Annotated in this window: 11 protein-coding genes; 9 read left to right on the top strand and 2 right to left on the bottom strand. The window is 59.0% G+C overall.

Annotated features, from left to right (window positions below; all coding sequences use genetic code 11):
- Window positions 1-24: 24 nt before the first annotated feature.
- From E4T63_RS12930 to E4T63_RS12945, 4 genes are read left to right on the top strand one after another with little or no spacing between them, the layout of a single operon-like run.
- A complete protein-coding gene (locus E4T63_RS12930) occupies window positions 25-3,075 on the top strand; it encodes a phage tail tape measure protein (protein WP_135295662.1) in 3,051 nt (1,016 codons plus the stop codon).
- Window positions 3,075-3,413 carry a phage tail protein gene (locus E4T63_RS12935; protein WP_135295663.1) on the top strand — a complete coding sequence of 113 codons (339 nt, stop codon included), beginning with the start codon at window positions 3,075-3,077 and terminating at the stop codon, window positions 3,411-3,413. Before E4T63_RS12930 ends, E4T63_RS12935 begins: the two co-directional genes overlap by 1 nt.
- Window positions 3,414-3,422: 9 nt before the next feature.
- Window positions 3,423-4,172, top strand: coding sequence for a phage minor tail protein L (locus E4T63_RS12940; RefSeq protein ID WP_135295664.1), 750 nt, complete (start codon window positions 3,423-3,425; stop codon window positions 4,170-4,172).
- Between the two features lies 1 nt (window position 4,173).
- Window positions 4,174-4,938: a C40 family peptidase gene (locus tag E4T63_RS12945; protein ID WP_135295665.1), complete on the top strand. Its 765-nt coding sequence runs from the start codon at window positions 4,174-4,176 to the stop codon at window positions 4,936-4,938.
- Between the two features lie 109 nt (window positions 4,939-5,047).
- Here the strand turns inward: E4T63_RS12945 and E4T63_RS12950 are convergent, their stop codons facing one another.
- The gene (locus E4T63_RS12950) at window positions 5,048-5,296 is read right to left on the bottom strand and encodes a hypothetical protein (RefSeq protein ID WP_135295666.1); all 249 of its coding nucleotides are present in this window, start codon (window positions 5,294-5,296) and stop codon (window positions 5,048-5,050) included.
- A 643-nt stretch (window positions 5,297-5,939) separates the two neighbouring features.
- Entirely contained in the window at window positions 5,940-6,524 is a 585-nt protein-coding gene (locus E4T63_RS12955) for a DUF6338 family protein (protein WP_135295667.1), read from the bottom strand.
- Between the two features lie 174 nt (window positions 6,525-6,698).
- Here E4T63_RS12955 and E4T63_RS12960 point away from each other — a divergent pair, with 174 nt between their 5' ends.
- The 5 genes from E4T63_RS12960 to E4T63_RS12980 all read left to right on the top strand — a co-directional run bounded on the left by E4T63_RS12960 (window position 6,699) and on the right by E4T63_RS12980 (window position 12,199).
- Window positions 6,699-7,163 carry a hypothetical protein gene (locus E4T63_RS12960; protein WP_135295668.1) on the top strand — a complete coding sequence of 155 codons (465 nt, stop codon included), beginning with the start codon at window positions 6,699-6,701 and terminating at the stop codon, window positions 7,161-7,163.
- 77 nt (window positions 7,164-7,240) lie between these two features.
- On the top strand, window positions 7,241-7,585 hold the full coding sequence (locus tag E4T63_RS12965) for a lipoprotein (protein WP_135295669.1): 345 nt from the start codon (window positions 7,241-7,243) through the stop codon (window positions 7,583-7,585).
- 57 nt (window positions 7,586-7,642) lie between these two features.
- Window positions 7,643-8,239 (top strand): tail assembly protein, encoded by a 597-nt coding sequence (locus E4T63_RS12970; RefSeq protein WP_135295670.1) that lies wholly within the window; start codon window positions 7,643-7,645, stop codon window positions 8,237-8,239.
- 58 nt (window positions 8,240-8,297) lie between these two features.
- Complete coding sequence (locus E4T63_RS12975) at window positions 8,298-11,903, top strand: host specificity protein J (protein WP_135295671.1); 3,606 nt, start codon at window positions 8,298-8,300, stop codon at window positions 11,901-11,903.
- Window positions 11,903-12,199: a hypothetical protein gene (locus E4T63_RS12980; protein ID WP_135295672.1), complete on the top strand. Its 297-nt coding sequence runs from the start codon at window positions 11,903-11,905 to the stop codon at window positions 12,197-12,199. Before E4T63_RS12975 ends, E4T63_RS12980 begins: the two co-directional genes overlap by 1 nt.

Consider the following 12,199-nt stretch of genomic DNA (forward strand, 5'->3'; position numbering starts at 1 on the left):
CGGGCACTCATTCAAGGTGAGTCGATGAACATTGCAGAGCTCGGCGTCAAGATCGACTCGGCCGATGCAATCGAGGCCAAAACGAGCCTTGATGAAATGGCGAAGGCCGGCGGCCGGGCCGAGCAGTCCGCCGTTTCGCTGATGAACGAAATGCAGGCGCTGGAGAAATCGCTTTCTACCAGTGCCAAGACCACGCAGGACCTGGCCAAACAGCGCGATGCTTTGGCGAAGCTCACCAAAACCGGCGCCTATGGCGAGGCTGAGGCCGCGAAGATCTCGGCACAGCTCGACAAGCAGCAGGTAGCGCTGGCCAAGTCGGCCATGGATGAGCAGAAGGCGCTGAACAGCCTGCTGGGCGCCATTGACCCGGCCCGCGCCGCACTGGCGAAGCTGGACACCCAGGTCGAGCAACTGGGCAAGCATCTGGATGCCGGCCGGATCAGCCAGGACGAGTACAACACCGCCCTGAGCAAGATCGACAAGGACTACGACAAGCTCAACAAAACCACCACCGGTTTCGACAAGCTGCGCCTCGGCACCCGCCAGGCGCAGGAAAACGTCGTGCAACTGGGGAATGCGCTGTCCTCGGGAGACTGGGGAAGTGGCGTACGTGCGGTTGCGCAATTGGGCGCCGGTGCAGGCGCGGGCGCAGCGGGACTGCTCGCCATTCTCGGCCCGCTCGCGCTGGCCACCGCCGCCGTAGGCGGTCTGGCGTACGCTTTCTATAAGGGGAGCGAGGAACAGGACAGCTACAACAAAGCGTTGATCCTAACCGGTAACTACGCCGGTGTGAGCGCCGGGCAGCTGGGCGACATGGCGCGTCAGGTCAGCGCAACCGTTGGCACCACTGGCCAAGCCGCAGCCGTGCTCGCTCTGCTGGCCGACAACGGCAAGATCGCCGGCGAGAGCTTCACCGGAATCACCCAGGCTGCCGTGTCGATGCAGGAGGCAACTGGCAAGGCCGTAAGCGAGACAGTGGCGGAGTTCACCAAGCTCGCCGACGACCCGGTCAAGGCGTCTGCTGCGCTGAATGAGCAATACCACTACCTGACCGCGTCGGTTTACTCGCAGATCGCCGCGCTGGAGAAGCAGGGCGACCACGCCGGCGCCGTGAAACTGGCGACCGAGCAGTATGCCGACGCGATCAACGAGCGAACCCCACGAATTCTGGAGAACCTGAGTTTCTGGGAGAAAGGTTACAACGCCGTTGCGCGTGCGGCGGACAACTTGAAGAACCTTGGCCGGCCGGATATCAACGCCGATATCGAGCAGGCTCGGCGTAATCTGGAATCGGCCCAGTCAGGCAATGTTGGTCTGTTCCAGAACAAGCAGGAGATGATCGATCTCTACCAGAATCGTCTCAACATGCTTGAAGATCAAAAAGCAGCTAAAGCCGATATCGCCAAATGGGAAGGGGAACAGGCAAAAGCCCAAGGCGAAGCTGTTACCGCCATGGGCAAGATCGACGCACTCACCAAGTCGGCGTGGACGAATGAACAGAAGCGCACCGAGGCGATCAAGGAGTACAAGCGGCAGCTCGAAGATATCCGCAAGGTCGCGCCCAACGACCCTCGCCTGAATCAGGCCGCGATCGACAAGAACCTGGCGAACATCAACGACCAATTCAAGGATCCTAAGGCTGCCGGAACTCAGGTTGATTTGACCGGCTTCAACAATGCCAAGAACAACCTGACAGCCATCAGCGAAGAGTACAAAAACGCCCAGAAGGAGCTGGACGCGGCGCAGAAGGCTGGGCTCGTTTCGCAAGCCGACTACGCCCTTAAACGCGAAGCGCTGATCGGCAATGAGCGCGACGAGGTGACAGCAGCCTACGAGGCTGAGATTGCAGCGCTGGAGGCCGCCAAGGCGAAAAAAACCACCTCTGCTGCGCAAAGCATCCAACTCGACCAGAAGATCGCCGATGCGCGAGCGGGGATGGTCAAGGCGCAGAAAGAGGCGGACAGCCAGCTTGAGGTTCTGGCCACGAACGAAACCGGTCGCCTCTCTCGACAAGAGCGGTCGATCACGACCTACGTCCAAGCCTTGGCCCAGCAACAGAGGGCTCTGGAATTGGCGGGCCAGCGCGCCGTTCTCGGCGTCGGCCAAGGCGATCGTCAGAACGCTCTCAACAGCGAGCTGAACAGCCAGCAAGACCGGTTCGCACAGCAAGCTCTGGAGCTCGCAGATCAGAAGTCCGATCCATCGCGGAATATGTCGGAGGAGGAGTTCGCCCGAAAATCGCAGGCTCTCGCCGATGCGAACAAGGCCGCCACGGACCAGATCCGCCAAAACTACGCGGATGTGGAGGCGGCGCAGGCTGATTGGACCAAGGGTGCGACATCGGCTTGGGCCAACTACTTGGACTCGGCGAGCAATATTGCCGGTCAGACGAAAACCCTGTTCGGCAACGCCTTCAGCTCGATGGAAGACGCAGTCGTCAACTTCGCCATGACCGGGAAGCTGTCGTTTGCTGACTTCACCAAGTCGATTCTGGCGGATATGGCGCGGATCGCGACCCGTCAAGCCAGCTCGGCGTTGCTGAGCAGTCTCGTCGGCGCGGCCACCAGTTACTTCGCGGGCGGTGGGGGCGGTAATGGGCTCGCGGCGGGATCAGTAGGTGCAACGTCGTCGAATCTCGGCGCGTCCTCGGCTGGTTATTCCAGCAACTACTTCCCGCAGGCGCTCGGTGGTGCCTGGTCATCGGGTGTGCAGATGTTCGCCAATGGCGGCGCCTTTACCAACAGCATCGTCAGTACGCCGACTGCCTTCGGGATGGCCGGCGGCCGGGCGGGAGTTATGGGGGAGGCGGGGCCAGAGGCAATCATGCCGCTGACCCGGACCTCCAGCGGCAAGCTGGGTGTTCTCGCTGCCGGCGGTGGCTCCGGGACTGCGATCAGCATCAACGCACCGGTCACGGTGGTGACACAGGACCGAGGCTCCGAAGGGATGCAGATTGACCAGCAGGCACTGTCGAGAAACCTGCAATCGCAAATGCAGGCCGTGGCCGAGAAAGCCGTCGCTGACTCTTGGCGCGCGGGCGGCACCAGCTTCCGAAATGCAAATGGGAGGGCCTGATGGCCATCGAGAAATTCACTTGGCCGACCGAGCGAGGGGAAACGCCCGATATCACTTATCGGGTGCGCACCTCGAGGTTTGGCAATGGCTACGAGCAGAACGTCGGCGACGGCCCGAACAACAAAGAGGACTCCTACCCGGTTACCTGCGTCGGCCAAAAGGCCACGGTGCTGGAGATCATGAAGTTCCTCGACCGGCACGCCGGGGCCAAGGCGTTTCTCTGGACAACACCGCTCGGCGAGCTCGGGCTGTTCACCTGTAAAAATCCCGCTCCCACACCAATGGGCGGCGGGGTCTTTAAACTCACCGCCACGTTCGAGCGGGCATTCCAACCATAAGGGGCAATCATGCCGCTGATCAGTGACATCCAGTTGCTTGAGCCTGGCAGCGAAGTGCTGCTCTTTGAATTGGACGGCACGGACTATGGGGCGGACGTGCTGCGCTTCCACGGGCACGCGATCCCGCACACGGCGGCCGAGCTGATCGCCGCCGGCGACAACGCAGACCAGCTGCCGGCGAAAGCGATCTACTGGCAGGGCAGCGAGTACAGCGCCTGGCCGATGCAGATCGACGGCATCGAGGCGAATGGCGACGGCACAGCGGTTCGGCCCACTTTATCGGTGGGCAACGTCAACGGGCGCATCACCGCGCTCTGTCTGGCGTTCGAGGATCTGCTCGAGTTCAAGCTGACCATGCGTCATACGCTGGGCACCTACCTCGACGCGGCGAACTTCCCGGCCGGCAATCCAACGGCAGACCCAACCCAAGAGACGATCGAGGTCTGGTACATCGACCAGAAGGCGAACGAGGACGGGGAAAACGTCAGTTGGGAGCTAGCCAGCCCGGGCGACGTCGGCAATGAGTCCATTGGCCGGCAGGCCACGACGCTGTGTCACTGGTGCCTCACCGGTGGTTACCGTGGGCCGAGCTGCGGCTACACCGGGCCGTACGTGACCAAGGACGGCGTAGTCACCGACAACCCAGAACTAGACGAATGCGACGCTACGCTGGGCAAGGGTTGCATCCCGCGCTTCGGCGAGGGCAACCCGCTGCCGTTCGGCGGCTTCCCGGCAGTCTCCCTGATCGCACGGAGCTGACATGCGTAAACACATTTTGAACGCGATCCAGGGACATGCGGCCGCAGAGTACCCGAAAGAGTGCTGCGGGCTGCTGCTGGCCGTGGGTCGCAAGCAGCAGTACTACCCGTGCTGCAATGTTTCAACCGAGCCGAACGAGGAATTTCGGATCGATCCGGAGGAATACGCGGCGGCCGAAGACGTCGGCGAAGTGATCGGCGTGGTGCATTCACATCCGGATGCCACCAGCCGGCCTTCGCCTCGCGACCTGGCCATGTGCGAAGCGACCGCGTTGCCTTGGCACATCCTCAGTTGGCCCGAGGGCGATCTGCGCACCGTCATGCCTTCCGGCGAGGTGCCGCTGCTCAAGCGGCCATTCGTGCACGGTGCCTGGGACTGCTGGCAGGTCTGCGCGGATTGGTACAAGCGCGAATGGGGGCTGGAGTTCGAAGCCTTCAAGCGCGCCGATGGCTGGTGGGAGAGCAAGGAGAACATCAGCTTGTACGAGGCCAACTATGAGGCCGCCGGTTTCTACCGCGTCGACAAGCCACAGCGCGGCGACATGATCGTGATGGAAGTAGGGCACACGGTATACCCGAATCATGCCGGTATTTTCCTAGGCGCTGACCCGGCGCTGCCAGGGGAGGACGCGGCGACGTTCGGCCCCGGCCCTTTTCTGCTGCACCACCTGTACGGCAGGCCGTCGGAGGTCATCGTGTTCGGCGGGCCATGGCTCGACCGCACACGCCTGATTCTCAGGCACAAAGATGCACAACCAAGCACATGAGATGCGGCACAGCCGTTGGAGAAAGAGATGAAAAGCGCAATCGAATCAGCAGAAAAAACCGCCAGCGGCAAACCGGTCTGGCGGCTTACGAAGAGCGGAAGTTTAGAGATTAATTACGGGTCTTGTCCGCGTTGAGCATTTGTTGGAGCTGTGCCAGGTCTGTTTTCAGAATATTCAGCGGCCATTCGTAAGCTGTTTTCGCCGCACCGCTCTCGCAGCCTTGCGCAGGGTTATCAGTAAAGTATTGAGCGGCTTTTGTGAGTGCTGCGCCATCAAAGCCAGGTGTTGATCGAATGGTCGCAGACAGTGATACCAGCGCCATCAGTACGCCTTGCTCGAAAGGGGAAAGCTGTTCCATTTGACCTCCTAGGTCATAAACGCGCCGAAATTGGCGCAATCCCAGTCCTTGGGCTTGCAGGCAAAGGACTGGGGAATCCTTTGCGCGAGGGCAAGAGGCTACTATCAGCGGGCAGCAGTACGTTACTGGAGATTCGTACAGGCTAGAGAAAGCCCGCGAAAAGCGGGCTGTTTATCAAGACGGCTTCTTTGGAGGCGGTGGAGCCTTGGGTGGCAGGACAGGTAAAGGACGCCGGACACTCGTAGGTGAAAAACCGTCTTGGGCATGTGTAGGCCCGTTGGTTTTTTTTGAAGTCATAGGCTCCTCACGAGGCTTTAGGTTTTTCAGGGGGCGCAGGTGGCGCCTTGGGTACCACGGTCGGCAAGGGACGACGTATTACATTTGGCGGCACATGATTTTCTTGAGAGTATGTCACCTCCCCATTCCTAAGCTTTCGAAGTAGTTCTCGCTCTTCAGCCGTGACGACGGGATTCTCAGCCATTTTTCGGTTTCTCAGGAGGAGGCGGCGGCGCTTTGGGTGCGCTGGTAGGTAGCGCGTTCCTTGTGCCTGGCGGGGTCAGATTGAAGCCTTCATGTAAGTCTCTCAGCAAGCCTTTCTGTAGAAGTTCTTCAGTAGATCGTTTGTCGCTCATTGCTTTTCACCTTAATTCAGAAATTCGACCCGTTGGACATCTGCTCCTTGGATCATGTATGAGTGCGTGCCGGGCGACGGCACCGGGTGTTCGCCATCGATCCAGTGCGGGCTGCTTATTAAATAAATACCGGTTTGCCTGTCATTGGGGAAAGCATCAATGTAGCCCATCATTCGACGGCCATCCGTAAAGTGGATAATCACCGAATGAGCCGCCATTTGCTTGTAAACATGGATGGCATCGCTCTGGGAGGCGCGAGTGGTCAGATTCAGTTTTCTTGCTATTGAGAATGCAATATCGTTATTGCACAAATACGCAAGGATCCCGCCCATAAACGCGGCATAGCCAATAGCGGTCCAGCTTGTCGAAGCTTCACTCCACACGCCAAAATTTATATAGTTACCAATCAGATAGCACAAGCTCTCGGTTGCGGAAACGAAAACTTGGATAATTGCCGTGCTGATGAGTGCTTGTAGAATCTTTTCAAAATATGCCGGCTTCGGAATCTCTGCGAACCAATAGAAAACGATCATCGCCAGGAAGCCAGGCATTAGCTGCTGCAGAACTGGTATCACCTCGGCAGAAAGGCCCTCCATTTATTGCTCCTTGAATCAAATCCACCAAACAATACTGCACAAGTGAATGGATGAAAACTTGCATGCCATCATAAAGCTACTATTAATGGATCCAATCGCGCCACTGTCTTTCCATCCATGCTGGATGTTTGGACAGATTCGGGGGACAGTTTCCTGAATAATAGGAGGGAATTTATGTGTACAAAGGATAAAGGCCCTGCTCGTCATGTAACTGTTGTCGTAGCGGATGAGGCGAAGCTGCGAGAGCTTGAAGAGAAGCGTTATGCAGATCCTGACAACAAGCTGCCACAGGTAATTGGTGGAGCAGGAGCATCGTCGAAGTTTGGCGAGGTTTGCTTCGAAATCCTCGCCGACGGAGAGACGGCTGGGTACTTAGTTGAAAGGAAATGGCCGACGTTGGAGGTTTTCAGGTTATTCATATTTTCAAACTTCAGATGTCGCGACATTGCCAAAAAAGCGGTCTACAAATGGCGATCAAGAAGATTGTCTAAGGGTTATACCCATGTGCAGTTGGAGGTTGACGACGAGTCTGCCGGCTTCTGGGCATCCGTTTTTCCTTGGCATTCGTTTGAATATTCCGGCGTTCATGCGGAAGTGCCAATGGAAAGCGATAAAGACGGCTTTAATCCTCCCAGCTAGCGGAGTAGAGGCTCGTTAGAGGTTTTTTGCTTCACCTAAGCAGTGCTACAGTCCCGCCATACCAAAGAGGGAACGACATGCGGATTTTGATAGCAGCTGTAGCGGTAGCGATGTTGGCGGGGTGCTCGTCGCCCGGAGATGTAAAGAAGAACGATCCGACCATCAGCGCATCCACCAGTAAATCAGCCAAGAAGTACGCTCTGTGCGTATTCCCGAAATGGCAGGAGCAGCGCTCGACTTCGACCATGTCTGAGACAGAGAGCGGCTACAGGCTGGTCGTTGCTACTGACATGATGACCGATGAGGTGCTTGAAGTTTCCAGCGCTGGGGCAGGCAGCAAAGTCGCACTGTACCAGCGGTTGCCGTGGTCAAAAATGTGGGGCCGCGCGGCACTTGAGGCAGCAGTTCGCGAGTGCCTGTAAACCGAGCAATTTATCAAAACCGCCAATTGGCGGTTTTTTTTCGTCAGGAGATAACCCATGGCGGCCGCAGCAATTTCTAAACTATCAATAACCACCATTCTTTTATCTGGCCCGCTGGCAAGGCTATTCGGACGCGTGCATTACCGAGAGCTTGGCAGTAAATCGGTTGGCGAAGCGTTCCAGGCATTGAAATGCACAATCGACGGGTTCGAAGGGGCGATCAAGGATCTGGACCGGCGTGGTATGCGATTCGCGATCTTCCGAAATCGGAAAAATGTGGGCGAAAAAGATTTTGCACTCGGGGGCGCTCAGGAAATTCGAATTGTTCCTGTGATTTCAGGAAGCAAGCGCGCTGGTGCACTTCAAACAATCATCGGCGTCGTGCTGATTGCCGCATCATTTTTTGCTGGTGGCGCTGGTCCCTCTCTGTTCTCCGCTGGTTTGGCAATGACTGCCGGCGGCGTGATCCAAATGCTCAGCCCCCAAGCCTCAGGCCTGAAGCAAAGCGCATCCCCTGAAAACGCCCCGTCCTATGCCTTCGGCAGCGCCAAGAACACCACGGCCAGCGGAAACCCGGTACCGATCTGCATCGGCGAGCGCCGGTGGGGCGGGATGATCATCTCGGCCTCGATCCTGGCTGAAGACAAAGTGTAAGCAGGACAGCAACACACCAACCGCCCGCGAGGCGGTTTTTTTATGCCTGGAGGAAAGCATGGGCGCAGCGCAACAGATCGAGATCCACGGCGAGAAGGGCGGCAGCAGCAAGCCGAAGTCGCCGGTCGAAGCCAGCGATAGCCTGCGCTCGACCAACCTTGCGAAATTGCTGATCGCCGTGGGCGAGGGGGAGTTCGACAGCGTCCCAACCGATTACGACATCTACCTGGATAACACGCCGATCCGCGATGCCAGCGGCAACTACAACTTCCCTAACGTGAAGTGGGACTGGCGCCCTGGCTCGGTGGACCAGACCTATATCCCGGGCATCCCGTCCGTGGAGAACGAGACCTCGCTGAACATTGAGCTGCGCAGCGATTCGCCGTGGGTGCGCTCGATCACCAACACCCAGCTTTCCGCCGTGCGCATGCGTTTGGCGTGGCCGGCGCTGCAACGGTCGGACGATGAAGGCAATGTCGGCGGTTACCGCATCGAGTACGCCATCGACGTGGCCACCGACGGCGGGGCCTATCAGCAGGTGCTGGTGGACGCTGTCGACGGAAAGACCACTACGCGCTACGAGCGCTCGCGCCGCATTGACCTGCCGAACGCAACCACGGGCTGGCAGATCCGCGTACGCCGTCTGACGCCGAACCAGAACAGCAACAAGGTTGCCGACACAATGCTGGTGGCCGGCTACACCGAAGTCATCGACGCCAAGCTGCGGTACCCAAACACCGCGCTGCTCTACATCGAGTTCGACGCCGAGCAGTTCACCAACATCCCGGCGGTGACCGTGAAGTGCAAGGCGCGGCGCTGGATGGTGCCGAGCAACTACGACCCGATTCAGCGCACCTACACCGGGACATGGGATGGCTCGATGAAATCGGCCTGGACCAACAACCCGGCGTGGATCACCTACGGCATTTGCACCGAAGACCGTTTCGGCCTGGGCAAGCGAATCAAGCCGTTCATGGTCGACAAGTGGGAGCTGTACCGGATCGCCCAATATTGCGATCAGTTGGTGCCGAACGGCCTCGGCGGTCAGGAGCCGCGCTTCCTCTGCGACATGAACCTGCAGGGAAAGGCCGATGCCTGGTCGTTGCTGCGCGACATCTCGGCGATTTACCGAGGCATGACGTATTGGGCGCAGGGCCAGTTGGTGATGCAGGCCGACATGCCGCGCGCGCAGGACTTCGACTACGTCTTCACCCGGGCCAATGTCATCGACGGGAAATTCTCGTACGGCAGCGCCTCGGCGAAGACCCGTTACACCCGTGCGCTGGTCAGCTACGACAACCCAGCCAACAACTACGACACCGACGTCATTCCGTTCGCGAATCTGGATCTGCAGCGCCGTTACGGCGACCGGCCCACCGAGCTGAGCGCGATCGGCTGCACCCGTGCCTCAGAGGCGCAGCGCCGCGGCAAGTGGGCAATCTTGAGCAACAACCAAGACCGCACCGTGTCGTTCAAGACCGGCATGGAGGGCGTGATTCCGCTGCCTGGTCACATCATCCCGGTGGCTGACTCGCTGCTGGCGGGCCGGGAGGTCGGCGGGCGGATCTCGTCAGCAGCTGGCCGCGTCGTCACGCTCGATCGCGATACCCAAGCCAAGGCCGGTGATCGGTTGATCATCAACCTGCCGGGAGGCCGCGCCGAAGGTCGCACCGTGCAGGGCGTCAACGGCCGTGCCGTGACGGTGACGGTTGCCTACAGCGAGCATCCAGTCGCGCAACTGCAATGGGCGCTCGACGCCGATGATCTGGCGATCCCGCTATACCGTGTGCTGCGCACCAAGCGCACGACCGAAGGCGACTTCGAGATCAGTGCGCTGCAGTTCGAGCCGAGCAAATTCGCTCACATCGATACCGGTGCGCGCCTGGAAGAGCGGCCGATCAGCGTGATTCCGATCACCGTCGTTCCGGCGCCGGCCGGCGTATCCCTCACGTCGACGTCATCGGTAGTGCAGGGCCTGGCCGTGGCCACCATGACCATCAGTTGGCCCGCCGTGGACGGCGCCGTCGGCTATGACGTGGAGTGGCGTAAGGACAGCGGCAACTGGATCAAGCTGCAGCGCACCGGCATGACCAACGTGGACGTCATCGGCATCTACGCCGGTGCTTACGTGGCGCGGGTCCGCGCGGTGAGTGCGTTCGACATCTCGTCGCAGTGGCGCAACTCGATCCTGACTAACCTGAAGGGTAAGCAGGGACTGCCGCCGGCGGTATCTTTCCTGCGTACCGTCAGCAAGGTCTACGGCATCGGCCTTGAGTGGGGGTTTCCACCTGGCACGGAAGATACACAGCGCACCGAGATTTGGAATAGCAAGACCAACGATCTTACAGCAGCTGTGAAATTGGCAGACTTCGCCTACCCGCAGGCGAATCACGAAATGCAGAACGTCGTCCCCGGTACCAGCCTGTTTTTCTGGGCGCGGCTTGTCGACCGAACTGGCAACGTTGGCCCATGGTTCCCCGCGGTAAACGGTGTCAACGGGCAGGTAAGCATCGACCAGGCCGAATACGAGCAGTACTTCCTTGGCAAGATCCAGGAGTCGGCGCTCGGCCAAAAGCTGCTTGAGGAAATTGGGAAGATTTCTGGTGACGGTGAAGGCTCGGTGAACGAGCGGCTTGAGCTGGCTAAGCAGGAACTGCAAGACCTGATCAGCGAAATCACTGACGCCATGGCGTATGACCCGGCCAAGCCGTATGGCAAAGGTGAAGTGGTGCGGCTCGATGGTCGTCTATTTTCGGCGATCAAGGCTGTACCAGTCGGCACTGCACCACCGAACGCCGAATTCTGGTACGACATGGGGACGATTGCCGAGACCACCAACGCGATGGCGCTGCAGATCCAGCAGCACTCGACCAAAATTGAAACCATCGACGGCATGGTCACCGCGCAGGCGTCAACGATGCAGGCCCTGCAAGCGGCGTGGCGAGAGGATGACGGCACTGGTGCAATGAGCGAGGCGCTGAAGGCGTATCAGAACACGGCCAGCATCGTGACGAGTGAGAAGGTGATAGCGGAGGAGAAGCTTGCGTCAGCGACGCGCTTTACGTCCCTCGATGCTGCGGTGGGGAAGAATGCCGCCAATCTCTCAACGCTGGAGTCTGCGGTTGCAACGGACAAGGAAGCGACTGCGCAGCGCATCGAGACGATCTCGGCCACTGCTAACAATGCTACGGCAAAAGCCGAAACGGCGAGCACCGCTGTTTCCGGCTTGAACGGCAAAGTGTCTGCGCTGACGACCATCAAAACATCCACCACTGTTGGGAACAGGACGGTAATGGCCGGCTTGGCCATCGGCGTGGAAGGTGAGCAGCAAGAATCGCAGATCCTTGCGTTCGCTCAGCGATTCGCGATCCTGGATGAGGTGAGCGGCCAAATGATTGCGCCATTTGTTGTACAGGGCGACCAGGTATTCATGAACACCGCGATCATCAGCCAAGCCTTTATCAAGGAGCTGGTTCTGGGCATGACGTTGCGGTCGGCAGCCCTCAATTCGCAAGGGTTGCCGCTGCTGGAGATCAACATTCCAGCGGGTACGTTCACGCTTCGTGGCCAATCCAGCACCGGTTATACGTTGCTGAACAACAACGGCATCTACGTCTACGACTTGAACTACATCGAGCGCGCAGCTCTCGGGAAGATGACGTAATGGACTATTACGGTGCGAGAACGAAAGACTCAATGGGGCGGGTGACGCTTGAGTCATCAACGATGACGATCCGGTCGATTGTGACCAGGCAAGTAACCGTGCCGCCCATCACGAGTGACTTCACCAGCTTCATCAACATGCCGGAGATCACTGCTCAGTCGTTTGTATGCGTGACGCTGCCCAATCCAACAAGTGAGGAAGCTGCGCTGCCGGCAGTGTTCTGGTCGCCGGGGCAGCTCAGGGTCCGGCGCGGGCCGGGGCTGGTGCTCAACGTTTTTATTTTGACCTATCAATAG

The organism is Pseudomonas fluorescens, assembly GCF_004683905.1.
In the GTDB taxonomy this organism is placed as follows: Bacteria; Pseudomonadota; Gammaproteobacteria; order Pseudomonadales; family Pseudomonadaceae; genus Aquipseudomonas; species Aquipseudomonas putida_A.

Excerpts from the sequence above, each read along its gene's own strand:
- E4T63_RS12930 (WP_135295662.1), top strand. The coding sequence starts at position 25 with ATGAACATTGCAGAGCTCGGCGTCAAGATCGACTCGGCCGATGCAATC.
- E4T63_RS12935 (WP_135295663.1), top strand. The coding sequence starts at position 3,075 with ATGGCCATCGAGAAATTCACTTGGCCGACCGAGCGAGGGGAAACGCCC.
- E4T63_RS12940 (WP_135295664.1), top strand. The coding sequence starts at position 3,423 with ATGCCGCTGATCAGTGACATCCAGTTGCTTGAGCCTGGCAGCGAAGTG.
- E4T63_RS12945 (WP_135295665.1), top strand. The coding sequence starts at position 4,174 with ATGCGTAAACACATTTTGAACGCGATCCAGGGACATGCGGCCGCAGAG.
- E4T63_RS12950 (WP_135295666.1), bottom strand. The coding sequence starts at position 5,296 with ATGGAACAGCTTTCCCCTTTCGAGCAAGGCGTACTGATGGCGCTGGTA.
- E4T63_RS12955 (WP_135295667.1), bottom strand. The coding sequence starts at position 6,524 with ATGGAGGGCCTTTCTGCCGAGGTGATACCAGTTCTGCAGCAGCTAATG.
- E4T63_RS12960 (WP_135295668.1), top strand. The coding sequence starts at position 6,699 with ATGTGTACAAAGGATAAAGGCCCTGCTCGTCATGTAACTGTTGTCGTA.
- E4T63_RS12965 (WP_135295669.1), top strand. The coding sequence starts at position 7,241 with ATGCGGATTTTGATAGCAGCTGTAGCGGTAGCGATGTTGGCGGGGTGC.
- E4T63_RS12970 (WP_135295670.1), top strand. The coding sequence starts at position 7,643 with ATGGCGGCCGCAGCAATTTCTAAACTATCAATAACCACCATTCTTTTA.
- E4T63_RS12975 (WP_135295671.1), top strand. The coding sequence starts at position 8,298 with ATGGGCGCAGCGCAACAGATCGAGATCCACGGCGAGAAGGGCGGCAGC.
- E4T63_RS12980 (WP_135295672.1), top strand. The coding sequence starts at position 11,903 with ATGGACTATTACGGTGCGAGAACGAAAGACTCAATGGGGCGGGTGACG.